Origin of the sequence: Klebsiella sp. GL120222-02 (genome assembly GCF_003097195.1) — a bacterium.
Classification (GTDB): domain Bacteria; phylum Pseudomonadota; class Gammaproteobacteria; order Enterobacterales; family Enterobacteriaceae; genus Klebsiella; species Klebsiella variicola.
This window is the reverse complement of the sequence record NZ_QEQO01000005.1, coordinates 127,576-153,117: the sequence shown is the minus strand read 5'-3', so window position 1 is coordinate 153,117 and position 25,542 is coordinate 127,576. Positions and strand designations below refer to the sequence as shown.

24 protein-coding genes are annotated in these 25,542 nt (G+C 56.8%); 7 read left to right on the top strand and 17 right to left on the bottom strand.

What is annotated here, in order from left to right; translation table 11 throughout:
* Positions 1–7 precede the first annotated feature (7 nt).
* The 3 genes from carA to N438_RS16690 form a co-directional block, all read right to left on the bottom strand.
* Positions 8–1,156, bottom strand: coding sequence for a glutamine-hydrolyzing carbamoyl-phosphate synthase small subunit (gene carA, locus N438_RS16705; RefSeq protein WP_039102836.1), 1,149 nt, complete (start codon positions 1,154–1,156; stop codon positions 8–10).
* A gap of 457 nt (positions 1,157–1,613) precedes the next feature.
* Positions 1,614–2,435 carry a 4-hydroxy-tetrahydrodipicolinate reductase gene (gene dapB / locus N438_RS16695; protein ID WP_008807487.1) on the bottom strand — a complete coding sequence of 274 codons (822 nt, stop codon included), beginning with the start codon at positions 2,433–2,435 and terminating at the stop codon, positions 1,614–1,616.
* A 294-nt stretch (positions 2,436–2,729) separates the two neighbouring features.
* Complete coding sequence (locus tag N438_RS16690; protein ID WP_016160278.1) at positions 2,730–3,359, bottom strand: hypothetical protein; 630 nt, start codon at positions 3,357–3,359, stop codon at positions 2,730–2,732.
* A gap of 92 nt (positions 3,360–3,451) precedes the next feature.
* Between N438_RS16690 and N438_RS16685 the strand changes: the two genes are divergently transcribed.
* Positions 3,452–4,381, top strand: coding sequence for a LysR family transcriptional regulator (locus N438_RS16685; RefSeq protein WP_008807489.1), 930 nt, complete (start codon positions 3,452–3,454; stop codon positions 4,379–4,381).
* Here the strand turns inward: N438_RS16685 and N438_RS16680 are convergent.
* From N438_RS16680 to ribF, 7 genes are all read right to left on the bottom strand, one after another.
* Positions 4,329–4,694, bottom strand: a complete 366-nt coding sequence (locus N438_RS16680; RefSeq protein WP_016160277.1) for a DUF805 domain-containing protein — start codon at positions 4,692–4,694, stop codon at positions 4,329–4,331. The two genes, N438_RS16685 and N438_RS16680, sit on opposite strands and share 53 nt — an antisense overlap.
* Before the next feature lie 30 nt (positions 4,695–4,724).
* Positions 4,725–5,639 (bottom strand): ribonucleoside hydrolase RihC, encoded by a 915-nt coding sequence (rihC, locus tag N438_RS16675; protein WP_101139446.1) that lies wholly within the window; start codon positions 5,637–5,639, stop codon positions 4,725–4,727.
* Between the two features lie 67 nt (positions 5,640–5,706).
* Positions 5,707–6,657 carry a 4-hydroxy-3-methylbut-2-enyl diphosphate reductase gene (gene ispH, locus N438_RS16670; protein WP_002887979.1) on the bottom strand — a complete coding sequence of 317 codons (951 nt, stop codon included), beginning with the start codon at positions 6,655–6,657 and terminating at the stop codon, positions 5,707–5,709.
* A gap of 1 nt (position 6,658) precedes the next feature.
* Positions 6,659–7,108, bottom strand: a complete 450-nt coding sequence (gene fkpB / locus N438_RS16665) for an FKBP-type peptidyl-prolyl cis-trans isomerase (RefSeq protein WP_002887976.1) — start codon at positions 7,106–7,108, stop codon at positions 6,659–6,661.
* A gap of 117 nt (positions 7,109–7,225) precedes the next feature.
* On the bottom strand, positions 7,226–7,726 hold the full coding sequence (lspA, locus tag N438_RS16660; RefSeq protein ID WP_008807492.1) for a signal peptidase II: 501 nt from the start codon (positions 7,724–7,726) through the stop codon (positions 7,226–7,228).
* Positions 7,726–10,542 carry an isoleucine--tRNA ligase gene (ileS, locus tag N438_RS16655; RefSeq protein WP_032691334.1) on the bottom strand — a complete coding sequence of 939 codons (2,817 nt, stop codon included), beginning with the start codon at positions 10,540–10,542 and terminating at the stop codon, positions 7,726–7,728. The genes lspA and ileS overlap by 1 nt, the downstream gene beginning before the upstream one ends.
* 43 nt (positions 10,543–10,585) lie before the next feature.
* Positions 10,586–11,524, bottom strand: coding sequence for a bifunctional riboflavin kinase/FAD synthetase (ribF, locus tag N438_RS16650; RefSeq protein ID WP_008807494.1), 939 nt, complete (start codon positions 11,522–11,524; stop codon positions 10,586–10,588).
* A gap of 329 nt (positions 11,525–11,853) precedes the next feature.
* On the opposite strand from ribF, the gene rpsT reads away from it, so the two are divergent.
* A complete protein-coding gene (rpsT, locus tag N438_RS16640) occupies positions 11,854–12,117 on the top strand; it encodes a 30S ribosomal protein S20 (protein ID WP_002887965.1) in 264 nt (87 codons plus the stop codon).
* A 119-nt stretch (positions 12,118–12,236) separates the two neighbouring features.
* Here the strand turns inward: rpsT and nhaR are convergent, their stop codons facing one another.
* The 4 genes from nhaR to dnaK all read right to left on the bottom strand — a co-directional run bounded on the left by nhaR (position 12,237) and on the right by dnaK (position 17,676).
* Positions 12,237–13,133 (bottom strand): transcriptional activator NhaR, encoded by an 897-nt coding sequence (gene nhaR / locus N438_RS16635; protein WP_008807495.1) that lies wholly within the window; start codon positions 13,131–13,133, stop codon positions 12,237–12,239.
* 54 nt (positions 13,134–13,187) lie between these two features.
* Positions 13,188–14,363 (bottom strand): Na+/H+ antiporter NhaA, encoded by a 1,176-nt coding sequence (gene nhaA, locus N438_RS16630; protein ID WP_008807496.1) that lies wholly within the window; start codon positions 14,361–14,363, stop codon positions 13,188–13,190.
* Positions 14,364–14,538: 175 nt separating this feature from the next.
* Positions 14,539–15,672, bottom strand: coding sequence for a molecular chaperone DnaJ (gene dnaJ, locus N438_RS16625; protein ID WP_008807497.1), 1,134 nt, complete (start codon positions 15,670–15,672; stop codon positions 14,539–14,541).
* 87 nt (positions 15,673–15,759) lie between these two features.
* A complete protein-coding gene (gene dnaK / locus N438_RS16620) occupies positions 15,760–17,676 on the bottom strand; it encodes a molecular chaperone DnaK (protein ID WP_008807498.1) in 1,917 nt (638 codons plus the stop codon).
* 386 nt (positions 17,677–18,062) lie between these two features.
* On the opposite strand from dnaK, the gene N438_RS16615 reads away from it, so the two are divergent.
* The 3 genes from N438_RS16615 to satP all read left to right on the top strand — a co-directional run bounded on the left by N438_RS16615 (position 18,063) and on the right by satP (position 19,899).
* Positions 18,063–18,467 (top strand): DUF2541 family protein, encoded by a 405-nt coding sequence (locus tag N438_RS16615; RefSeq protein ID WP_023339565.1) that lies wholly within the window; start codon positions 18,063–18,065, stop codon positions 18,465–18,467.
* A 27-nt stretch (positions 18,468–18,494) separates the two neighbouring features.
* A complete protein-coding gene (gene msyB, locus N438_RS16610; RefSeq protein ID WP_116696379.1) occupies positions 18,495–19,244 on the top strand; it encodes an acidic protein MsyB in 750 nt (249 codons plus the stop codon).
* An 88-nt stretch (positions 19,245–19,332) separates the two neighbouring features.
* Positions 19,333–19,899, top strand: a complete 567-nt coding sequence (satP, locus tag N438_RS16605) for an acetate uptake transporter (RefSeq protein WP_012542907.1) — start codon at positions 19,333–19,335, stop codon at positions 19,897–19,899.
* Positions 19,900–19,955: 56 nt separating this feature from the next.
* Here the strand turns inward: satP and N438_RS16600 are convergent, their stop codons facing one another.
* The 3 genes from N438_RS16600 to tal all read right to left on the bottom strand — a co-directional run bounded on the left by N438_RS16600 (position 19,956) and on the right by tal (position 23,020).
* The gene (locus N438_RS16600; protein WP_116696378.1) at positions 19,956–21,260 is read right to left on the bottom strand and encodes an MFS transporter; all 1,305 of its coding nucleotides are present in this window, start codon (positions 21,258–21,260) and stop codon (positions 19,956–19,958) included.
* Positions 21,261–21,379: 119 nt separating this feature from the next.
* Positions 21,380–21,967: a molybdopterin adenylyltransferase gene (gene mog / locus N438_RS16595; RefSeq protein WP_008807503.1), complete on the bottom strand. Its 588-nt coding sequence runs from the start codon at positions 21,965–21,967 to the stop codon at positions 21,380–21,382.
* Between the two features lie 99 nt (positions 21,968–22,066).
* Positions 22,067–23,020 (bottom strand): transaldolase, encoded by a 954-nt coding sequence (tal, locus tag N438_RS16590; RefSeq protein WP_004204228.1) that lies wholly within the window; start codon positions 23,018–23,020, stop codon positions 22,067–22,069.
* Positions 23,021–23,222: 202 nt separating this feature from the next.
* On the opposite strand from tal, the gene N438_RS16585 reads away from it, so the two are divergent.
* Entirely contained in the window at positions 23,223–24,653 is a 1,431-nt protein-coding gene (locus N438_RS16585; protein ID WP_043875810.1) for a sodium:alanine symporter family protein, read from the top strand.
* Between the two features lie 77 nt (positions 24,654–24,730).
* On the top strand, positions 24,731–25,504 hold the full coding sequence (gene yaaA, locus N438_RS16580) for a peroxide stress protein YaaA (protein ID WP_008807505.1): 774 nt from the start codon (positions 24,731–24,733) through the stop codon (positions 25,502–25,504).
* Positions 25,505–25,542 lie beyond the last annotated feature (38 nt).

Genomic DNA, 25,542 nt, shown 5'->3' with positions numbered 1-25,542 from the left:
CTCCTGATTATTTCGCGGACTGACGGTAGAGCTCAATTAACTCGATAAAGTGGTCGAACAGCGGCGCGGCATCATGCGGCCCCGGGCTCGCTTCAGGGTGCCCCTGGAAGCTAAACGCCGGTTTGTCGGTACGATGAATGCCCTGCAGGGTGCCGTCGAACAGCGACTTGTGGGTCACGCGCAGGTTGGCCGGCAAGGTGGCTTCGTCAACCGCAAAACCGTGGTTCTGCGCGGTGATCATCACCACATTGTTATCAATATCTTTCACCGGATGGTTGCCGCCGTGGTGGCCGAACTTCATCTTAATGGTCTTCGCACCGCTCGCCAGCGCCAGCAGCTGATGGCCAAGGCAGATACCGAATACCGGAATATCGGTCTCAAGGAATTTTTCAATCGCGTCGATAGCGTAATCGCACGGCGCCGGGTCGCCTGGGCCGTTAGAGAGGAAAATACCGTCCGGATTCATTTTCAGCACGTCTTCGGCAGAGGTCTGCGCCGGCACCACCGTCAGGCGGCAGCCGCGGTCCACCAGCATGCGCAGGATGTTGCGTTTCGCGCCGAAGTCATACGCCACAACGTGGAACGGCAGCTCGCTTTCCGCTTTCGCTTCCGGCAGGTCGCCCGCCAGAGTCCAGCTGCCCTGCGTCCAGCTGTAGGTTTCTGCGGTGGTCACTTCCTTCGCCAGATCCATGCCGTTCAGACCCGGGAACGCTTTCGCTTTCTCCAGCGCCAGCTGAGCATCCGGGCTGTCGCCCGCGATGATGCAGCCGTTCTGCGCCCCTTTCTCACGCAGCAGACGCGTCAGCTTGCGGGTATCGATATCGGCAATCGCCACGATGTTATGGCGCTTCAGATAAGAAGAAAGATCTTCAGTATTGCGGAAGTTGCTGGCAATCAGCGGCAGATTGCGGATCACCAGACCCTGCGCGTGTACCTGAGAAGATTCTTCATCGGCGGCGTTGGTGCCGACATTACCAATATGAGGATAAGTAAGAGTGACGATTTGGCGGGAATAGGAAGGATCAGTGAGGATTTCTTGATAACCGGTCATTGAAGTATTGAAAACGACTTCCCCAACCGCCGTGCCGGTTGCCCCGATGGCCCGACCGTGAAACTGGGTTCCGTCTTCCAGAACCAATAGCGCTGACTTAATCAAAACACCCTCCAGAGAATATCCACTCACTTTATTTGCATATTAATTCATAAACACGATCTGAATCAATGCAAATCTGTTGCCCGCAGATTTTTGGCAAACGGCGGCATTCTGGAGAGATGTCGGATAAAAGTCAACTTAAAGCGGAGATTTTTAATGTCATTTTACGCCACTGGCGCATAACATGTGATTTTTACGCCAAAAAGATCAACAAACCTGGCTGAGAAAACGCTTGCGGACGGGAAAGAGTGTAAAACCTGGCGACGAAGCGCTAAAAAGTGGACCAAATGGTCAAAATTTACATTTCATTCACCAAAAACAGCATGAAGATTATTATTTATAGCTATCACAACGTAAAACACACACCAAACCCATAAAAATAAAAAAGGGCAACAATATATTGCCCCTTGCATCAATAACTTATTGATTGCAATAACCACATCACGATGGGTAATAATCGTTATAAACTGTTCAAATCCAGCACATCACGCATGTCAAACAGACCATTTTTCTTGTCTTTCAGCCACAATGCAGAGCGAACCGCGCCATTAGCAAAGGTCATCCGGCTGGAGGCTTTATGGGTGATTTCAATACGCTCACCGATATCAGCAAACATCGCCGTATGCTCCCCGACGATATCGCCCGCACGGACGGTGGCGAAGCCAATGGTGCCCGGAACGCGTTCGCCGGTATGACCTTCACGACTGTAGACGGCGCATTCCTTCAGATCTTTGTTCAATGCTCCGGCGATCGCTTCGCCCATCGCCAGCGCGGTGCCTGACGGCGCATCCACTTTATGCCGGTGGTGCGCTTCGATAATTTCGATGTCGGTGTAGTCGCCCATCACCTTTGCCGCCTTCTCCAGCAGCTTTAACAGGACGTTGACGCCGACGCTAAAGTTAGCGGCGAAGACAATGGCAATCTCCTGCGCGGCGTCGCGAATCGCCTGCTTGCCAGCGTCGTCAAAACCGGTGGTGCCGATGACCATCCCTTTACCGTGCTCGCGGCAAAACGCCAGATGATTCAGCGTGCCTTCCGGGCGGGTAAAATCGATCAACACGTCGAAATCATCTTTTACCGCCGTCAGGCTGCTCTGCACCGCGACGCCCGCTTTGCCGGCGCCCGCCAGCTCCCCGGCGTCGCTGCCCACCAGGCTTGACCCTTCGCGCTCCAGCGCCGCGCCCAGCGCCACGCCTTCCATCTGCAATGCAGCCTGAATTAACTGGCGTCCCATCCGGCCGCCCGCGCCGGCGATGGCCACGCGGATTTGTGCATCATGCATAGCTATTCTCTTTTGTTAACATTACGTAAATTGTTTTCAGAGTAACCAGCCCGTCAGCGGGCCGCTACTCAAAAACGCCGATAATTAGAAATTTATGACAAACGGCGGACGATATCAGTAAAAACTATACGATTGTGCTGAAATGCGTGCTTTGCGGGTGCTCTCTCGGAGACAATAATCGACGTTTTCGTCATCTGTCGGTTTCAAGAAATAAGATGCACTAAATCTGGCAAACTCGACCGACCAGCATTGAAATGCTGTGGAAACATTATACTTTCGGTAGAGCAGAAAGCCTTATGCCAGGATATAGCTGACCACCAGCTGCCCCTTCTTCATCTTTATCTGACTGATAACAATGTCGCCCAGCTCCGCCAGACGGGCGACGTGGGTGCCACCGCAGGGATAAGCGGGCAGTTCGCCGAAGCCCACCTGGCGCAAGCCATCAGCGAACGTCACCTGACGCGGTAAGTCCTGCGCCTGCCAGGCCTTCACCGGCGCCAGTAGCGCACTGGCGTCCGGCAGCGCGGCATTGTTCCTGCTGGTAAAGGTTATCCGCCCTTCGCCGGGCCAGTGGTGCGCTTTCACCGGTTGCCAGCCAAGCTGTTCGCCCGCCAGGCCAAGCAGGTGGCCGGCAGAATGCAGACGGGCATGCAGCTGTCTCGCGGAGGCATCAATTTTCATCTCCACGTCACCGAGGGGAAGCGCTTGCGACAGGATATGCAGCACGCTGTCGCCGCGCACAATAACCGTCTCAACCACCTGCCCAGCTATCCAGCCGCGGTCTGCCGGTTGACCGCCTCCTTGCGGGTGAAACAACGTCCGATCCAGTTCGATGGCGTAACGGCCATCCACTTCTGCGGTGCAGGCGATGATCTGGGCGCGCCCGTCGGTAGCATCGCTGGTGTAATAAACTCGTTCAGTCATGGTGATTCTCCTCTCTGTCCGACCAGTATATTGATAATATCGACAGCGATAATCCCACCACCCGCCAATGCACTTTTGCCCCGGGAGCACAAATGAATCTAAACCTCCTGCCGGACCTCGCCCTCTTCGTCCAGATTGTCGACCAGGGCAGCTTTTCCGCCGTCGCCCGCCAGAGCGGACTGACGCCCTCCGCCGTGAGCCGCAGCGTGTCGCGGCTGGAGCGGGAGATGGGCAGCAAGCTGCTGCATCGTACCACCCGCAAGCTGCGACTGAGCGATGCCGGGGAAACAGTGTATCAGCATGCCCAGCAGATGCTGGAAGCGGCGCGGCAGGCGATAGATTCCGCCAGCAGTCGCCAAACGGTCGCTCAGGGAAAGCTGACGCTCAGCGTACCGAAAGCCGTCGGCCGCTTTGTGATCCACCCGCTGATGATGGCGTTTTTCCATCGCTACCCGCAGGTGGACGTCTGCCTGCGGCTGGAAGATCGCCCTCTGGATTTTATCGATGACGGTATTGATTTGGCGCTGCGCATCACCGATACCCCTTCCCCTGGTCTGCATGGCAAACCGCTGATGCCAATCAGGCACGTTATCTGCGCCACTGAGCCCTATTTACAGCAGCACGGTACGCCGTATACGCCGCAGGATCTGCGCGCGCATTGCTGCATTAGTCTTGGCGAAACGCCCGCCGACGCGCGCTGGAAGTTCCGCCGGGAAGGGAAAAGCGAAACAGTGCAAACCTACGGGCGGTACGCCGCCAACCATACCGCCGTCCGCCTCGACGCGGTTAAGCAGCATCTGGGCATTGGCAGCCTGCCGCTGTTTACCGCTCGCGAGGCGCTGGCGAAGGGCGATATCGTGCAGGTGCTGCCCGAGTGGGAATTCATCAGCAGCTACTCCGGCGACCTGTGGCTACTGTGGGCGGGAGATAAGCATATGCCCGCCAGGATGCGGGTGATGATTGATTATCTCAGCGAGACGGTGCCGGCGTTGAACGCAGGCAGCACAGAGCCAGCGAAATAATTGCAAACCACGGAATGATAACCCCCAACACAAACCAGATCCCGGAGCGGCCGATATCATGCATTCGCCGGCAGCCAACAGCCAGCAAGGGGAGCGCCATCAGCAGCAGCCAGAGCGCGGCAAAGGGAATGACAACAAAACTGAGGATACCGTATTGAGGGTTAACGCTGGTTGCCAGACACCAGGCCGCCAGCGGCATGGTGGCGATCAATACATTGATGAGAAAAAACGTCCAGAACTGCTGCCGGCTGGCGCGGCCACTAAAATTAAAGGTCTCTTTCCAGCCGCTCAAATACGCCTGTCCATAGGTCATTGCTTCTTTCCTTGAAAATCGAGTGATTTATCACGGCGCCAGGGCAATCACCTCCGCTGCCCAGCGCTGAAACCCTTCCACGTCGATATCGAGCGCCACCAGGGCGTTCGCCGGCTGACCCAGTCGTCCTTCGATATCCACCACCGTGGTGCCCGCGGTCCAGGTCCCCTGCGTCTCCACCGCCACAAAGCACGGCTGGAGAGTGAACAGTTCCGGGCGCGCCAGCCATGCAATAGCGCAGAGATCGTGCATTCGCAAACCACTGCTCATGCTGCCGCTGCGATAGTGGCTAAACAGAGCATGAAGCATTTTACCGGTCTGGTTCAGCGTCGGTAGGGTCGCCAGGTAATCTGCCATCAGCAGCGCCCGGTTGGTGACGTCCAGCCCGCACATGACAATCTCCAGCCCGCTGTGGAAGACTTTCGCGGCGGCTTCCGGGTCGATAGCAATATTGAATTCCGCATTCGGCGTGAAGTTGCCGCGCCCCGCCGAGCCGCCCATGATCACCAGCCGGCGAATGTTGAACACGCATTCCGGGTACTGGGTCAGCAGCAGCGCTATATTGGTCAGCGGGCCAATCGCCACCAGAGTAATCGGCTCGGCAGCGTGCATCAATGCATCGCGGATCGCCTGGAAGGCCGGCTTCGCCAGCGGCTGACGTTGATGCTCAACAAAGTCATACCCCTCCATGCCGGATTCGCCATGCACCGAGGCGGCGTCGCGCAACGGACGCACCAGCGGCATCGACGCCCCCTGCGCCAGCGGCACATCGGCATTCCAGAAGTGCAGCAGCTGCAGCGCGTTACGGGTCGTCTTCTCCACCGAAACGTTGCCCGCCACGGTGGTCATCAGTTGCAGCTCCAGCTCGGGCGCGAACAGCGCCGCGGCAATGGCGGCAGCATCGTCGATGCCCGGGTCAGTATCAAGAATGATCGGTAAGCGCATGGTTTCTCCCTAAAAAAAATGCCAGACGTTAAGTCTGGCATCTTCTCATACTGCTGGAGGAAAGAACTTACTCTACTTCACGGACATCCACACGCAGCTCTTTCGGCACTTCAAAGACGATATTCTCTTCCCGGCCTTCCAGTGGCACGGCTTCGCCGCCGCCCAGCTCCTGCAGGCGGGTAATGACGTTCTGCACCAGAATATCCGGCGCCGATGCGCCCGCCGTCACGCCGACACAGGCCGCATCCTTGACCCACGCTTCCTGGATATCGGAGGCGTCGTCAATCAGGTAAGCCGCTTTGCCCATCCGCTGCGCCAGTTCGGCGAGGCGGTTAGAGTTGGAGGAGTTTTTCGACCCGACCACCAGCACCACGTCAGCCTGCTCCGCCAGCGCGCGCACGGCTTCCTGACGGTTAGTGGTGGCATAGCAAATGTCGTCTTTGCGCGGGCCGACGATTTTCGGGAAACGCGCGCGCAGGGCGTCAATAACGTCAGACGTATCGTCGACGGAGAGCGTGGTCTGGGTCATAAACGACAGCCGGGCGTCGTTTTTGACTTCCAGCTTGAGAACGTCTTCCGGCGACTCGACCAGGTACATGCCCCCTTGCGGGTTGTTGTACTGTCCCATGGTACCTTCGACTTCCGGGTGGCCGGCATGGCCAATCAGAATCGACTCTTCGCCGCGGCGGCTGGCGCGGGCGACTTCCATATGGACTTTGGTCACCAGCGGACAGGTGGCATCGAACACCGTCAGGTCGCGGCTCTTCGCTTCATTCCGTACCGCCTGCGATACGCCGTGAGCGGAGAAAATCAGGATCGCGCCGTCCGGCACTTCGCTGATCTGTTCGATAAAAATGGCGCCGCGCTTGCGCAGGCTATCCACCACATAGCGGTTGTGCACCACTTCATGACGAACATAGATCGGTGCGCCATACAGCGTCAGCGCGTTTTCTACAATGCTGATAGCGCGGTCAACACCAGCGCAAAAACCGCGCGGGTTAGCCAACAGGATCTGCATGTTACTCCTCCAGCGCCGGATCGATCTCCAGCACTTCAATATCAAAATGAACGGTGCGCCCGGCCAGCGGATGGTTGAAGTCGACGGTGATGGAATCGCCGTTCACTTCGCGGATCACGCCAGGCATTTCGCTGCCATCCATTGCAGTAAAGAGCATAATCGCGCCGATTTCCGGTTCGCCAGCGTCGATAAACTCACGGCGAGAGAAATACTGAATCAGGTCCGGGCTGGGTACGCCAAAGGCGGCGTCAGGCTCCAGCGAAAAGGCCTTTTTCTCCCCCTCTTTCAGACCGAGAAGCTGTTGCTCCAGCCCTTCGGACAGAGAGGTGTCGCCGAGGCGAAACAGCGCCGGTTTGCCGTTGCTGCGGGTGGACTCGGCGGTGGAGCCGTCGTCCAGTTTTAGTGTGAAGTGCACCAGTACCGCGCTGTTGCTCTGTACGGATTTAGACATGCAAATTGCTCGCTTGTTTTAGGTCACCGGTTGCCCGGTGGCGCTATGCTAACCGGACCGACGGGCGGCCACAAATTCTGTAGGCCGGGTAAGCGTAGCGCCACCCGGCATTGACATTTACGCCTGCTCTTTCGCGGTCGGTTTCGGCAAGAAACCTTCCAGCACAATCAGCGCTGCGCCGATGCAGATCGCACTATCGGCGAGGTTGAAGGTGGCGAAATGCCAGTCGCCGACGTAGAAGTCGATCATATCGACCACGAAGCCGTGCCACAGGCGATCGAACAAGTTACCCAGCGCACCGCCGATAATCAGGGCGTAGGCAATATTGTTCAGCTTTTGCGTCGCCTTCGAACGGTACATCAGTACCGTCAGCACCACACAAATGCCGATCGCGATCCCGGAAAAGAACCAGCGCTGCCAGCCGCCGCTGTCGGCGAGGAAACTAAACGCCGCGCCATAGTTGCGGGCATAATGCAGATTAAGCGACGGGAACAGCGGAACCGTCTCCCCCAGAGCGAAGTTCTGGAGGATCAGGAATTTGCTACCCAGATCGATAATCAGCACGGCTACGACGACCCACAGCCAGCGTAGCCCCGTTGAACAGATCGATTTACTCATCAGGCGAATTTACGTTGCTCGCCGTTACCGGCTACGTTGCTCACACAGCGACCGCAGATTTCTGCGTGTTCCGCTACCTTGCCGACGTCACTGGTGTAATGCCAGCAGCGTGGGCACTTCTCGCCCTCGGCTTTACTCAGGACCACTTTCAGCCCTTTCAGCAGATCGCTCTGCCAGGCATCAGCCGGCGCCTGCGCATAATCGGCAACGTTGGCGCCGGAGGTCAACAGGACAAATCGTAATTCATCGCCCAGCGCGTTGAGCTTGGCCGCCAGGTCGGCATCGGCATACAGCGTGACCGCTGCTTCCAGAGAGCCACCGACTTTCTTATCCGCACGCGCTTGCTCGATCACCTTGTTGACTTCGCCGCGCACCTTGAGCAATTCATCCCAGAAACCGTCGTTCATCGCTTCATCGTCGGCCAGGCCGAACAGACCTTCATACCACTCTCCGGTGAAGACATATTTCTCACGATCGCCCGGCAGGTAGCCCCAGATTTCGTCCGCGGTGAAGGACATGATCGGCGCCATCCAGCGCACCAGCGCTTCCACGATATGGAACAGCGCGGTCTGGCAGCTGCGACGCGCCACGCTGTCCGCTTTCGCGGTGTACTGGCGGTCTTTGATGATGTCGAGGTAGAACGAGCCCATTTCGATGGAGCAGAAGCGCATCAGGCGCTGTACCACTTCATGGAAGTCGTAGGATTCGTAGGCTTTCAGGATATCTTCCTGTGCCGCCTGCGCGCAGCCGACTGCCCAGCGGTCCAGCACCACCATCTCTTCCGGTTTAACCATGTCTTTCGCTGGATCGAAACCGTTCAGGTTCGCCAGCAGGAAGCGCGCGGTGTTACGGATACGACGATAGCTGTCCGCGGCGCGTTTGAGGATCTCATCGGAGACCGCCATTTCGCCGGTGTAGTCGGTGGAAGCCACCCACAGACGCAGGATATCGGCGCCCAGCTTGTTCATCACGTCCTGCGGGCTAACGGTGTTACCGATAGACTTGGACATTTTGCGGCCCTGGCCATCGACGGTGAAGCCGTGGGTCAGTACCTGGCGATATGGCGCTTTGCCTTTCATCGCCGTGGAGATCATCAGTGAAGACATGAACCAGCCGCGATGCTGGTCAGAGCCTTCCAGATACATGTCCGCGGCGTGACCGGCGAATTCCGGACGCACATCAACCACGGAAGAGTGGGTCGACCCGGAGTCAAACCACACGTCGAGGGTATCCGGCACTTTCTCGTAGCTGTCGGCGTCATCGCCAAGGATGTCGCGGGAATCGAGATCCCACCACGCCTGGATGCCGTCAACTTCAACGCGTTTCGCCACTTCTTCCATCAGTTCGAGGGTACGCGGGTGCAGTTCGTGGGTTTCTTTGTGCACGAACAGCGACATCGGCACGCCCCAGGTACGCTGACGGGAGATACACCAGTCAGGGCGGTTAGCGACCATCGATTCGATACGCGCCTGGCCCCAGTCCGGGATCCACTGCACGCCTTTGATCTCTTTCAGCGATTGCGCGCGCAGGCCTTTCTGATCCATGCTGACGAACCACTGCGGGGTGGCGCGGAAGATGATCGGCGATTTGTGTCGCCAGCAGCACGGATAGCTGTGCTGCATTTTTTCCACGTGCAGCAGCGCGCCGCTGTCACGCAGCATCTCAACGATGATGTCGTTGGCTTTGAAGACGTTGATGCCATCCAGAGACGGATAGGTACCAGGCAGGTAAGCACCGTCCGGGCCAACCGGGTTGGCGATTTCCAGACCGTATTTCTGGCTGATGGTGTAGTCGTCCGGACCGTGGCCGCCGGCGGTATGCACCGCGCCGGTACCCGCGTCCAGCGTCACGTGGTCGCCAAGGATCGCCGGCACGTCGAAATCGAGGAACGGATGCTGGAAGCGCATCAGTTCAAGTTCTGAACCTTGTACCGCCGCCAGGATACGGTAATCCGTAACGCCAACGCGCTTCATTACGCTCTCAACCAGGTCTTTCGCCAGGATCAGCGCCTGACCGTCAACCTGCACCAGCGCGTAGTCGAATTCCGGCGACAGAGAGATGGCGCGGTTAGCCGGCAGGGTCCATGGCGTGGTGGTCCAGATAACCAGGGAAACCGGGCCGTTGACGTCGGCTACGCCGAATTTCGCCAGTACCGCGGCTTTGTCTACCGCGTGGAACGCCACATCGATAGACGGAGAGGTTTTGTCGTAATACTCCACTTCCGCTTCCGCCAGCGCGGAACGGCAGTCAACGCACCAGTGCACCGGCTTAGCGCCTTTATGCAGATGACCGTTGCCGATGATTTTACCCAGCGCACGGATAATGTTGGCTTCGGTTTTGAAGTCCATGGTCAGGTACGGACGCGACCAGTCGCCCAGCACGCCCAGGCGGATAAAGTCTTTACGCTGACCGTCGATCTGCTCCGCGGCATATTCGCGGCACTTGGCGCGGAATTCTGCGGCGGTGAATTTCTCACCCGGCTTGCCGTATTGTTGCTCGACTTTCAGTTCGATCGGCAGACCGTGGCAGTCCCAGCCCGGAACGTACGGCGAGTCATAGCCCGTCAGTCCTTTGGACTTAACGATAATGTCTTTCAGAATCTTGTTAACCGAGTGACCAATATGAATGCTGCCATTCGCATAAGGAGGGCCATCATGCAGAATGAAGGTTTTTTTGCCTTTTTTGGCTGCACGAATGATGCCGTACAGGTCATCATCGGTCCAACGCGCCAGCATTCCCGGTTCGCGTTTGGCGAGGTCGCCACGCATAGGGAACCCTGTTTCCGGCAAATTCAGGGTCGATTTATAGTCACTCATCAGATTCTCGGTTCCGTATTTCGGTTTGATAAACACCAGCGGCTCAGGCCTGGCTGGTCAGCCCAAATAATTCGCGGGCCGTTAACTCATCACGTGCGATTTGCGCCTTCAGCTCGTCCAGCGACGCAAACCGCTGCTCGTTACGTATCTTTTTACGCAGTACTACATTGATATGGCGACCGTAGAGGTCCATTACAACGTCCAACAGATGTACTTCAAGCTGCTGACGCACGCCCGCGACCGTTGGACGGGTGCCAATATTGGCGACGCCCGCTATGGGTTTGTCGCCCAGCCCTGTCACTTCTACCGCATAGACCCCTTTAACCGGGGAAACCTGACGACGCAGCGGTAAGTTCGCCGTCGGAAAACCTATGGTACGGCCCAGTTCATCACCATGAACGACGCGTCCGGAGATGCTAAACGGATGGCCCAGCAGCGTCTCCGCCAGCAGGAGATCGTCATCCGCCAGCGCCTGACGCACCGCCGTACTGCTGATACGCACCCCACCTTCGCAGAAAGTCTGGGTGCTGGTCACGTCGAAGCCGTATTCCGCTCCGGCCTTTTGCAATAACAAGAAATCCCCCTGGCGACCAGCGCCAAAGCGGAAATCATCACCGACGGCAAGGAACTGCACACCCAGGCGGCGCACCAGCAGTTCGCTGATAAAATCCTGCGCGGTTAGCGCGGCGAACCGGCGGTCAAAGCGAACGCACAATACATAGTCGACCCCGCTTTCAGCCAGATAGCCCAGCTTTTCACGCAGGCGGGTCAACCGCGCCGGGGCTTTATCGGCGGCAAAGAGCTCCAGCGGCTGGGGTTCGAAAATCATCACCACCACCGGTAAACCGCGCTGGCGGCCCTCTTCGCGCAACCGCTGCAGCAGTGCCTGATGCCCACGATGCACGCCGTCAAAATTACCAATGGTCAGCACGCACCCGTGCGGCGCCTGACTGAGATTATGTATGCCGCGTATCAGCTTCATGTCTGGCTCAAAACAGTGAAAATCGTCCGAGTATACCTTGTACAACTGTCAACGTTAACCAGCGATTGCACCTCGGCAACGAAAGTTCTCAGGAATTCATTCACTCAGCGCGAGAAAGCGGGAAAACTGGCCGCGCCCGGCGATTTTTATGGTGGAAAAGCTGTATTCGCCTGCAACAAGCTGGTAGAATCTTGCGCCATCACTACGTAATGAAGCGCTGTGGTGTTAAACGGCGCTTATTTGCACAAATCCATTGACAAAAGAAGGCTAAACGGGCATATTCCTCGGCCTTTGAATTGTCCATATAGAACACATTTGGGAGTTGGACCTTGGCTAATATCAAATCAGCTAAGAAGCGCGCCGTTCAGTCTGAAAAGGCTCGCAAGCACAACGCAAGCCGTCGCTCTATGATGCGTACTTTCATCAAGAAAGTATACGCAGCTATCGAAGCTGGCGACAAAGCTGCTGCACAGAAAGCATTTAACGAAATGCAACCAATCGTGGACCGTCAGGCTGCTAAAGGTCTGATCCACAAAAACAAAGCTGCGCGTCATAAAGCAAACCTGACTGCACAGATCAACAAACTGGCTTAATCGCCTGCTTGCTGAACTTTGTTAAAGAAACCCGCGAAAGCGGGTTTTTTTATGCCCGCCATCTTCCCCCGCTAACGCGCGCTGGCGCGGCCAGCGCCACGCCAGCCCACGCCGGCAGGCTATCGGGGTTCGGTAAACAGTGACGAGTAATCGCGATTACAGATGCGCTGAACCGCGGGATGCTGAATCATTCGCTCGGCAAAAATAGCGTGATACTCCTCCATCACGCTATCCATGCGGCCAATTTCGATAATCGATTCGTCATAGTAGAAATCATGCGCATAGAGCGTCGGCGCGACAAATATCGCATTATGCGCGGCGCCGAAGGCTTTCATGAGCGCCGCATCGTCAAATTCGCCGAGGATCTCCACCTTCAGGCCCTGCACGTTAATCCAGTTCAGCAGTTTACGCCCCAGCATCGAACGCCGACCGGGGATCAGCAGCCGCCGCTCTTCCAGACAGGCCGGAAACGGCTTCGTCGGCGCCGGATTCATGCACCAGAAGCTGACGCTGCACTCGCCAATCTTCACCGAAAATAGCCCTTCCTGCTGTGTCGAGTCGATCGGACAGTCAGAGATAATCATATCGAGCTTATGCTGGCTCAGTTGCTCCAGCAGCAGCTCATGGGTGGATTCAAAACAGCGCAGATGGATCTGCTCACTCTCAACGACGGCGGCATCCAGCACGCCGCTGACCAGCCGCTTGGATAACGCATCAGCGACGCCGACATCAAACAGCAGATTCGACTCTTTGCGGTAGTTGACGATGTCGAGCATCTCCTGGCTGAGGGTAAACATGCGGTCGGCATAGCGGAAGACCAGCTCGCCCAGCTCACTCGGCTCCAGTCCCCTTCCTTTTCGCTTAAACAACTTACCCTGCAGGCGCTCTTCCAGGGCTTTGATCTGCCCGGTAATCGTCTGCGGCGTCAGAAACAGCGCCTCCGCCGCGCCAACGACGGACCCTTCTTTATACACGTGCCAGAAGTAGTACAGATGGTTGTAGTTGATATGTGACATGCTTCTCTCCCTGATAATGTCCAGGAGAGCCACGCAGGCTCTCCTGCAGAAAGGTTATACCGCGAGGCGAGTCTCCGTCACGCGCTGACGCAGTATGAGATATCCGATGACTGCTGATAGCACTGAGCCAATCAGGATGCCAAGCTTGGCCCAGTTGATCAACGCGGGGTCGACGCTGCCGAAGGCCAGAGTGGCGATGAAAATCGACATCGTAAAGCCAATCCCACACAGAATACCCACCGCCATGATCTGCTTGCAGGTGGTCCCCTCCGGCAGCGAGGCCCACTTCAGCTTCAGCGCCAGCCAGCAGAACAGGCTGATCCCCAGCGGCTTGCCGATAAACAGCCCGGCCATAATGCCCAGCGGCAGAAGCGACGTCAGTCCGGCCAGGGTGACTCCCTGCAGCGAAACGCCAGCGTTGGCGAAGGCGAACAGCGGCAGGATCATAAACGCGACCCACGGGTGCAGGACATGCTCAAGCGCTTTGGCCGGTGACTTGCCATGCTTTTCCTCGAGCGGGATCATAAAGCCGACGATCACCCCGGCAAGGGTCGCATGAACGCCAGACTTCAGCACCGCCGTCCACAGCACCGCGCCAACCAGAATATAGATCCCGGTACGCCGCACGCCGCTGAGGTTCAGGGCCACCAGCACCGCAATTGCCGCCGCCGCCACGCCCAGCGAAAGCATGGACAGGTCGTGGGTATAAAACAGCGCGATAATCACGATAGCCCCGAGGTCATCAATAATCGCCAGCGCCATCAGGAAAATCTTCAGCGCCGTCGGTACCCGGCTACCTAACAGCGCCAGCACACCGAGCGCAAAGGCAATATCCGTCGCCGCGGGGATCGCCCACCCCTCTCTGGCGACAGGATCCTGGGCGTTAAAAGCCAGATAGACCAGGGCCGGTACAATCATCCCGCCGAGCGCGGCAATCACTGGAAACACCGCCTGACGACGGCTCGCCAGCGACCCCTGAATCAGCTCACGTTTGACCTCCAGGCCAATCAGTAAAAAAAACACCGCCATCAGGGCATCATTGATCCATAACAGCATGTTCTTATTGATCTCCAGCGCCCCCACTCGTAGCTGAACTGGCGTCTCCAGGAAGGAGTGATACAGACCGCTGGTCACGCTGGTATTGGCCATCACCATCGCCAGCGCGGCGGCAATGATTAAGACAATGCCGCCGGAAGCATCGCTACTAAAGAATCGTTGCAGATGTTTCACTTTTACTTTCATCCTGTTGGTGAATAACTCGATAAAAGCATAATACACACACTGATAACTCGAAAAAATCAGATTTAAATTGCTTTAAAGTTCGTTTTTTACGAATAAAAGAGGAGGCGTAAGGCAAAAAAAGCCCGGGCAGCAAGGCCCGGGCCGGATATCAGGAAAAGCGGAATTAGCGGGTCAGGTCGTCGAAGAACTTCTTCACACCGTCGAAGAAGCTTTTCGAACGCGGGCTGTTGTTTTCCCCGGTCGGGCCGCCGAAGCTCTCCTGCAGCTCTTTCAGCAGCTGCTTCTGCTTCTCATTCAGCCCTACCGGCGTCTCCACCACCACGCGGCACAGCAGATCGCCCTGGGCGCCGCCGCGAACGGATTTCACACCTTTGCCGCGCATGCGGAACAGCTTGCCGGTCTGGGTTTCACCCGGCACTTTCAGACTGACGCGACCGTCGAGCGTCGGCACTTCAATCTCACCACCCAGCGCCGCCATCGTGAAGTTGATCGGGACTTCGCAGTACAGGTTATTACCTTCACGCTCAAAGATAGCGTGCTGCTTCACCTGGACCTGTACGTACAGATCGCCTGCCGGTGCGCCATGCTCGCCAGCTTCGCCTTCGCCCGCCAGACGGATCCGATCGCCGGTGTCCACACCTGCCGGAATTTTAACCGACAAGGTTTTCGTTTTCTCTACACGCCCATGACCATGACATTTGTTGCATGGATCTTTAATCAGCGTACCGCGTCCCTGACAGTGCGGACAGGTCTGCTGTACCGCAAAGAAGCCCTGACGCATCTGCACCTGGCCTGCGCCATGACAGGTCGGACAGGTCTGCGGCTTGCTGCCGGCCTTGGCGCCGCTGCCGTGACAGACGTCGCACTCTTCCAGCGTCGGAATACGGATCTCTTTGGTGACGCCGCGCACCGCTTCTTCCAGCGTCAGCTCCATGTTGTAACGGAGATCGGCGCCGCGCGCCGCGCGCTGACGACCACGTCCGCCGCCAAAGATATCGCCGAAAACATCGCCAAAGATATCGCTGAAATCCGCACCGCCGCCAAAACCGCCGCCGCCGCCCATGCCGCCCTGTTCGAAGGCCGCGTGGCCGTACTGATCGTAGGCCGCACGCTTCTGGGCATCAGTCAGGATTTCATACGCTTCTTTGATTTCTTTAAATTTGGCTTCGGCCTCTTTATCACCCTGGTTGCGGTCCGGGTGATACTTCATGGCCAGGCGCTTGTAAGCCTTTTTGATTTCACGCTCTTCCGCTGTTTTGGAGACGCCTAAAATCTCGTAGTAATCTTGCTTTGCCATCGGTGTTTTTCAGCCCCTTAACATGCGTGCACGGGCGGAGAGGAAACCTCTTCGCCCGTGCCAGTGTTTTACCCGTTCAAAGGGCGATTATTTTTTATCTTTCACTTCTTCGAACTCAGCGTCGACAACATCGTCGTCTTTCGCGTTGCTCGCCTGAGCGTCAGCGGAACCCGCCTGCTGCTGAGCGTGCTGCTGCTGAGCAATTTCCATCAGCTTCTGAGAAGCCTGCGCCAGCGCCTGCATTTTCGCTTCGATGTCCGCTTTGTCTTCGCCTTTCAGGGAAGTTTCCAGCGCGGTCAGCGCAGATTCAATAGCGGTTTTGTCATCAGCCGGCAGTTTATCGCCTGCTTCTTCAACCTGCTTACGAGTGCTGTGCAGCAGATGGTCACCCTGGTTACGGGTCTGTACCAGCTCTTCGAACTTACGGTCAGATTCGGCGTTAGCTTCTGCTTCGCGAACCATTTTCTGAATTTCTTCTTCATTCAGACCGGAAGACGCCTTGATGGTGATCTTCTGCTCTTTACCGCTGTTTTTGTCTTTCGCGGAAACGTGCAGGATACCGTCAGCATCGATGTCGAAGGTGACTTCGATCTGCGGCATACCGCGCGGCGCCGGGTTAATACCATCCAGGTTGAACTGACCCAGTGATTTGTTATCAGACGCGCGTTTACGCTCACCCTGCAGCACATGGATGGTTACCGCAGACTGGTTGTCTTCTGCAGTAGAGAACACCTGGCTGTGCTTGGTCGGGATAGTGGTGTTTTTGTTGATAAGCGCTGTCATCACGCCGCCCATGGTTTCGATACCCAGCGACAGCGGGGTTACGTCCAGCAGCAGAACGTCTTTCACATCACCCGTCAGTACACCCCCCTGAACCGCTGCGCCGATCGCCACAGCTTCATCCGGGTTAACGTCTTTACGCGGCTCTTTACCGAAGAACTCAGCGACTTTTTTCTGCACCATCGGCATACGAGTCTGACCACCAACGAGGATCACGTCGTTGATATCGGAAACGGACAGACCGGCATCCTGCAGGGCCACTTTCAGCGGCTCGATGGAACGGTTAACCAGGTCTTCTACCAGGCTTTCCAGTTTCGCGCGAGTCACTTTGATATTCATGTGTTTCGGACCGGTCGCATCTGCAGTGATATACGGCAGGTTAACGTCGGTCTGCTGAGCAGAAGACAGTTCAATCTTCGCTTTCTCAGCGGCTTCTTTCAGGCGCTGCATGGCCAGCGGGTCGTTACGCAGGTCAATGCCCTGATCTTTCTTGAACTCATCAACGAGGTAGTTGATTAGACGCGTATCGAAGTCTTCACCGCCCAGGTGGGTGTCACCGTTGGTCGCCAGTACTTCAAAGGTTTTCTCGCCGTCAACTTCGTCGATTTCGATAATAGAGATATCGAAAGTACCACCACCGAGGTCGTATACCGCGATAGTGCGGTTACCGACTTCTTTATCCAGACCGTAAGCCAGCGCCGCCGCGGTTGGTTCGTTGATGATACGTTTGACTTCCAGACCGGCGATACGGCCGGCATCTTTGGTTGCCTGACGCTGCGCATCGTTGAAGTAAGCCGGTACGGTGATAACCGCTTCAGTTACCGGTTCACCCAGGTAATCTTCAGCCGTTTTCTTCATTTTTTTCAGCACTTCAGCAGAGATCTGCGGCGGTGCAGTTTTGGTGCCTTTCACATCCAGCCATGCGTCGCCATTGTCTGCGGCAACAATTTTGTATGGCATGATAGAAACGTCACGCTGAACTTCTTCGTCCTGGAAGCGGCGGCCAATCAGGCGTTTAATCGCAAACAGGGTGTTTTGCGGGTTTGTCACTGCCTGACGTTTAGCCGGCTGACCAACCAGAGTTTCACCATCCTGGGTATAGGCAATGATAGAAGGCGTGGTGCGATCGCCTTCGGCGTTCTCCAGCACGCGTGCAGTAGTGCCATCCATAATCGCTACACAAGAGTTGGTAGTACCCAGGTCGATACCAATAATTTTACCCATCTAAACGTCTCCACTAAAAATTCGATCAACATGTGGTTGTGAACCTGTAATAAGGGCGAAACGTGCGGTTTCAACTGCCCAGACATCATTTTTTTTCAGGTTCTTCACTGCGGTTGACTACAAGATGGGGTCGCCCACCCCGGCATCAAGGGGCAAGCCTAAAAATTTTTTGCACCGTGCCCCGACCTGAGTCGTGAAAAGCGTCCCGAGCGACATTGTCAGGCGCCAAAAGAGGCAGCGAAATGCATATATAAATGATGAATGTGAAAACAAAATATATTCATAATATCATTGACATAACCCGCAATACTTGCGCGCTAATGGCCCCACGCCCCTGGTGATAATATCCCTCGCCGTCGCACTTTACTTATTCAGGGGACAGATTGATGAAACCACTATTCCGGATTTCCGCGGGGCTTATCCTCGGCTTATCGTTTATCACCTCGGCGGCCGCCAACGACCATAAAATCCTCGGTGTGGTAGCCATGCCGCGCAATGAAACCAACGACCTGACGCTGAAACTCCCGGTCTGTCGGGTCGTCAAACGCATTCAGCTCAGCGCCGAGCGCGGCGATGTACAGCTCTCCGGGGCGACGGTCTACTTTAAGGCCAGCCGCGGCGCCAGCCATACGCTGAACGTCCCCGCCGGGATAAGAGAGGGCAGCACCTCCGGCTGGATCAACATCAATAGCGATAACGACAGCAAACGCTGTGTGAAGAAAATCGCCTTCTCCGGCCACACGGTCCACTCCTCAGATATGGCCTCATTAAAAATTATCGGCGACGACTAACCTCGTTATCCTGAGGAGGGATGATTTATGCATATTAACTATCTGGCAGATGACGATCTGGCCTTTCTTCCTGAGTGCAGCGAGGCGCATCTGGAAGCTTTTACCCGTATTCTGACCCACGGCGAAAACGGCAAACCCCGCCTCTCCAGCACGCTGCTGCGCAACGAGACCTTTTTAGCAATGGAGGGCCACCCTGAACGCTATCGCCGCAACTGGCAGCTGATTGCCGGAGAGCTACAGCATTTTGGCGGCGACAGCATCGCCAACACCCTACGCCGCCACGGCAAATTTTATCGCGCGATCCTGCTGGATGTGTGTAAACGGCTGAAGGCGAAGGTCGACAAACAGATGACGACGCCGCTGATCGAACAGCAGTTACTGGAACATTTCCTGCAGCACAGCTGGAATAAGCTGGATGCGGAGCAAAAGGCACAATTTCTTGCCGCGGTGGATTGCCGGAGCCATGAGCTGGAAAATCTGTTGCCCCATCTGCTGAGGCACCGCAAGCTAAGCGAAGGGGTCGCCCTGTTGCTGGACGAGCGCTTAACCGCCATTCTGCGCACCCATGCCGCCGTAAGCGTTATTGGTCATCGTCTGGTGCGCGGCGCCGGGCTGGGCGGGCCGCTCGGCGCCGCGCTGAACAGCGTCAAAGCGGTGAGCGGCAGCGCTTACCGGGTCACCATCCCTGCGGTCCTGCATATTGCCTGTTTACGGCAAATGATCCAGCCGCCGTCGGGCGCAACAGAAATTGGTGAAAAATACCCCGCCAGATCATAGACAGCCCTTCAGCGCCTCATTATTATGCCGCGCCCCGCCGCCAAGTCGCGGGGTAATGCTTCCCTTTTAATGATAATTTTGAGGAATTATGGGCAACACTAAGTTGGCTAATCCGGCACCGCTGGGCCTTATGGGCTTCGGCATGACCACTATTCTGCTTAACCTGGCGAATAGCGGCCTGTTCGCATTCGATGTAGCTATCCTGGCGATGGGCATTTTTTACGGCGGCATTGCGCAAATTTTTGCCGGCCTGCTTGAATACAAGAAAGGCAACACCTTTGGCTTAACCGCTTTTACCTCCTACGGCAGCTTCTGGCTGACGCTGGTGGCTATCCTCCTGATGCCGAAAATGGGTCTGGCGGAAGCGCCTAACGCGCACTTCCTCGGCATGTACCTCGGCCTGTGGGGCGTCTTTACCCTGTTTATGTTCTTTGGCACCCTGAAAGCAGCCCGCATGCTGCAGTTTGTCTTCCTGAGCCTGACCGTGTTGTTCGCGCTGCTGGCGATTGGTCATCTGGTGGATAACGAAGGCATTGTGAAAGTCGCTGGCTGGGTCGGCCTGGTTTGTGGCGCCAGCGCTATTTACCTGGCGATGGGTGAAGTGCTGAACGAGCAGTTCGGCCGCACCGTGCTGCCGATCGGCGAACCACGTTAATCGTCCGCCGCCGTCCTGTCACAGGGCGGCGGCAGGTCATCATCGGTAGACTAGACTCAACGCTGCAGTTCCCCTTCCGGCAATCCCGCCGACGCCGTCATCCCCTGACGCAGCCAGATACCTAATCCTAGCCCCATCAGCGAGAGGGCCAGCACATACCAGGCTGGCGCCATCGGCGACACGCCCATCAGCATGGTGACCGCAATCGGCGTCAGGCCGCCAAAGATCGCGTACGACAGGTTGTAGGAAAATGAGATGCCGGTGAAGCGCACTTCAGCCGGGAAGGCCCGCACCATGACATAAGGCACCGCCCCTACCACCCCGACGCAGAGCCCCACCGTGCCGTAGAGCAGAAACAGCCGCTGCGGGCTGGCGCCGGACAGGTGGTAAAATGCCCAGCTGGCAACCGCCAGCAGCAGGCTGCCGACGATGAAAGTCCGGCTGGCGCCAAAGCGATCCGCCGCCAGCCCGGCGAGCAGACAGCCGATGCACAACATAATCGTGGCGATGCTATTGGCCTGCAGGGTAATCGCCGGCGCGAAGCCATAGTGTTTCTGCAGCCAGACCGGCGACATCAGGATCACCACCACCACGCCTGCCGACAGCAGCCAGGTCAGCAGCATAGAGATCACCACCGCCTTCTGGTGCTTCAGCGCTACCGCTTTTACCGGCAGCTCCTGCGCCAGCGTTTTACGCTGCTGCATCTCAAGAAAAATCGGCGTCTCCTGCAGCCAGCGACGCAGATACATCGCAATCAGACCAAATACACCGCCCAGCAGGAAGGGGATCCGCCAGCCGCCGTCGTGGATCCCCTGCGGCGTCAGGCTGGTGTTGATAAGCGTCGCCACCACCGACCCCAACAGAATGCCAACCGTCAGGCCGGCCGTCAGCGTACCGCAGGCGATACCAATGCGTTTTTCCGGGACATGCTCGGCGACAAACACCCAGGCGCCAGGAACTTCCCCGCCGATCGCCGCCCCCTGCATAATACGCATCAGCAGTAACAGCAACGGCGCGACGATGCCCACCGAGCTATAGGTTGGCAGCAGGCCAATCGCCAGGGTCGGCAGCGCCATCAGCAGGATGCTGAGGGTGAACATTTTCTTGCGTCCCACCAGATCGCCAAAGTGGGCCATGATGATCCCCCCCAGCGGGCGCGCCAGATAACCGGCGGCGAAAATGCCAAAGGTTTGTACCTGACGGAGCCATTCGGGAATATCTGCGGGAAAGAAGAGCTCACCGACGACGGCGGCAAAGAAAACGAAAATGATAAAGTCATAAAACTCCAGCGCGCCGCCCAGGGCGGCCAGCGTCAGCGTTTTATAATCCTGGCGGTTTAGCGGTCGGTTTGCATATGACATAACGCGATTTCATCCTGAGGTGTGCAGCGTGATTTATAGCGTGTAAAGTAAACAGCACTATATCGTAAATAAAACGGCACACCATCAGCGATGCAGGTTATGTCACAAATGCATTAAATTCAGGATAAAGTTTCGCGCCTGGCGCTCTTAGGACGAAATGCTTCTACCACACGGCCATCGGTTTCCACATAAGGCCCCTCCAGCAACTGTACACAATAAGGTACACTTGCAAAAATACCGTGCACCAGTACCTTGCCGTCAGCATCTTTTACCCCTTCCAGGGTCTCCTGAATCGCTTTCGGTTGTCCGGGAAGGTTGAGGATCAACGCCTGCTTGCGGATCACCCCGACCTGCCGGGAAAGGATAGCCGTCGGCACAAAGTGTAGGCTAACCTGGCGCATTTGCTCGCCGAAGCCCGGCATCTCGCGATCGGCAATCGCCAGCGTTGCGTCAGGCGTCACATCGCGACGCGCAGGGCCGGTTCCGCCGGTGGTCAGCACCAGATGGCACCCCATCTCGTCAACCAGTTCGCACAGCGTTTGCTCAATGATCACCTGCTCATCCGGAATCAGGCGGGTTTGCAGTTCGAAAGGGGTGGTGAGGGCACGCGCCAGCCACTCTTCCAGTGCCGGGATGCCTTTATCCTGATAGACGCCGCTGGAGGCGCGATCGGAGATGGAAACTAAGCCGATTCGTAAGGTATTCATGGTTATTCCGTTCAAACTGTGGCGTTAAACGAAATGATACACTGCCGGAGGCGGGACAGACAGTGTAATGTGGCCGACGGGCGTCGGCCACCTGCGGGATTACAGCAGTTCGCCGATCATTTTTTCCAGTTTTTCCTGGTCGATCGCAAACTTACGGATACCTTCCGCCAGTTTGTCTACCGCCATCGGATCCTGGTTATGCTGCCACAGGAACTCAGATTCGGTAATACGTTCCGGACGCGCTTTCACTTCGCCGGTATAAACCAGTTTACGCTCAACGGCGCCTTCGCTTTCAGACAGCTCTTTCAGCAGCGCCGGGGCGATGGTCAGGCGGTCACAGCCGGCCAGTTCCAGGATTTCGCCAACATTACGGAAGCTGGCGCCCATCACCACGGTTTCATAGCCGTGCTGCTTGTAGTATTCGTAGATTTCGCTGACGGAAACCACGCCCGGATCTTCTGCCGGCGCGTACTCTTTCTTGTCGGTGTTGGCTTTGTACCAGTCGAGGATACGGCCAACAAACGGCGAAATCAGGAAGACGCCCGCTTCGGCGCAAGCGCGAGCCTGAGCGAAGGAGAACAGCAGCGTCAGGTTACAGTTGATGCCTTCTTTTTCCAGCTGTTCAGCGGCGCGAATGCCCTGCCAGGTGGAAGCCAGCTTGATAAGAATACGATCGTTGCTGATGCCCGCGTCGTTATACAGCTTGATGATGCGCTTGGCTTTCGCGATAGACGCTTCAGTATCATAGGAGAGGCGTGCATCCACTTCAGTGGAAATACGGCCCGGGATCAGTTTCAGGATTTCGAGACCGATGTTCACCGCCAGCTTGTCGGAAGCATCGAGGATCTGCTGCGCGCGATCGCTGCTCTGGCTACGTGCCCAGGCCACAGCGTCATCAATCAGCTTACGGTACTCAGGGATCTGAGCCGCGCCGAGAATCAGGGAAGGGTTGGTGGTGGCATCCTGAGGCTGATACAGCTTCATTGCCGCAATATCTCCGGTGTCAGCGACGACAGTGGTGTACTGACGCAGAGAAGTTAATTTATCCGTCATGATATATTTCTCTTAAACAGCAGTTAAGGGGATGTAACCGGTCTGCCCAGATGATAACACGCTGCCGGGTCAGCGCAACCGCCGACGAGAGAAGAGCGCAGAGTGTGATAAACTGTGCCGCTTAATTTGCTGAAAGCGAAAGGATTGTCACTTAATTGGTAACGCTTACACAAGCGTACCGGCATGGACAAGAGGATGTTTAATGCCTGATTTTCTCTCATTTATCAATGAAATACTCTGGGGCTCAGTGATGATTTATCTGTTACTGGGGGCGGGGATCTGGTTTAGCTGGCAAACCCGGGGTATTCAGTTTCGTTACGTGCGCAAATTCGGCCGCAGTCTGAAAAAAAGCCTGCACCCGCAGCCGGGCGGTTTAACGTCCTTCCAGGCGCTCTGTACCAGTCTTGCCGCCCGGGTCGGCAGCGGCAACCTTGCCGGGGTGACGCTGGCGATCGCTGCCGGCGGGCCTGGGGCCGTATTCTGGATGTGGGTTTCCGCCCTGCTCGGCATGGCCAGCAGCTTCGCTGAGTGTTCTCTTGCGCAACTATACAAAGAGCGCGACAGCCAGGGACAGTTTCGCGGCGGCCCGGCGTGGTATATGGCGCGCGGTCTCGGCATGCGCTGGATGGGTGTCCTGTTTTCGATCCTTCTGCTGCTGGCCTATGGATTTATCTTTAATACCGTGCAGGCCAACTCGGTGGCCCATGCCCTGCACTATGCGTTCGATCTGCCAGCGGCAGTCAGCGGCGGCGTGCTGGCCATTTTCGTTTTCCTGGCCATTCTCCGTGGCCTGCGCGGCGTGGCGCGCCTGATGCAATGGCTGGTGCCCATCATGGCGCTGCTGTGGATCGCCACCAGTCTGCTCATCGGCCTGTGGCACGTCACCGCCCTGCCGACCATTTTTGCTACCATCTTTCGCTGCGCCTTCGGCTGGCAGGAAGCCGCCGCCGGCGCGGTGGGCTACTCCATCAGCCAGGCACTGACCAGTGGCTTCCAGCGCGGCATGTTCTCCAATGAAGCAGGGATGGGTTCTTCGCCTAACGCCGCCGCGGCCGCCGCCTCCTGGCCGCCGCACCCGGCAGCGCAGGGGATCGTGCAGATGATTGGCGTGTTTATCGATACCATCGTGATCTGTACTGCCAGCGCGATTATCGTCATGCTGGCGCCGCGCCCCGACAATGAATATACGCTCAATGGCATTCAGGACTTACAACACGCGATGAGCGTGCTGGTCGGCGGCTGGGGAGCCGATTTTATCGCCTTCATCGTGCTGCTGTTCGCCTTTAGCTCTATTGTGGCCAACTACGTGTATGCGGAAAATAATCTGGTCTTTCTGCATCTGGATAAGCCTCGCTACATCTGGGGGCTGCGAATACTCACCGTCCTGATGGTGCTGCTGGGGACCCTGGTAAGCCTGCCTGTCGTCTGGCAGAGCGCGGATATCATCATGGCGCTGATGGCGATGACCAACCTGACGGCCATCCTGCTGCTTTCCCCGACGGTGCGGATTATCGCCAGCGATTATCTGCGCCAGCGGCGGCTGGGTATCCAGCCCACTTTCGATGCCGCCCGCTACCCGGATATTCACCAGCAACTGGCCCCGGGCGCCTGGAATGAACTGCCGCGCGAATAGCGCGGCAATCGCAGCTATCGCTCCCACCATGCACTTTTTTTGTTAAAATTCGTCGAAATTACCTGCAAGGACTGGATATGCTGATTCTGATTTCACCTGCTAAAACGCTCGATTATCAAAGCCCGCTGGCAACGACTCGCTATACCCAGCCCGAACTCCTCGAGTATTCTCAACAACTTATCGGCATCGCTCGTAAGCTGACCGCGCCGCAAATCGGCAAGCTAATGAGCATTAGCGACAAGCTGGCGGATCTGAACGCCACCCGTTTCCACGACTGGCATCCTGACTTTACGCCGCAAAATGCCCGCCAGGCGATCCTTGCCTTTAAGGGCGATGTCTACACCGGCCTGCAGGCAGAGACGCTCACCGAGGACGACTTTGACTTCGCCCAGCGACACCTGCGCATGCTCTCCGGCCTGTATGGCGTGCTGCGCCCGCTGGACCTGATGCAGCCCTACCGCCTGGAGATGGGGATCCGTCTGGAAAACCCGCGCGGCAAAGATCTATACCAGTTCTGGGGCGAGACCATTACCGAGAAGCTGAATCAGGCGCTGCAGGCTCAGGGCGACGATATCGTCATCAATCTGGCTTCCGATGAGTATTTTAAATCGGTGAAAACGCAAAAATTGCAGGGTCAGCTGATCAAGCCGGTCTTCCTCGATGAGAAAAACGGTAAATTCAAAGTGATCAGCTTCTATGCGAAAAAGGCGCGCGGTCTGATGAGTCGCTACATTATCGAAAACCGCTTAACCCAGCCGGAGCAGCTCAAAGCCTTTAATAGCGAAGGCTATTTCTTTGATGCGGAGGCTTCGGAGAAAGGCGAACTGGTGTTTAAACGCCACGAGCAGTAGGCCTCGATGCCCCCGGCCTCTCAGCGGGGGCAAAGATG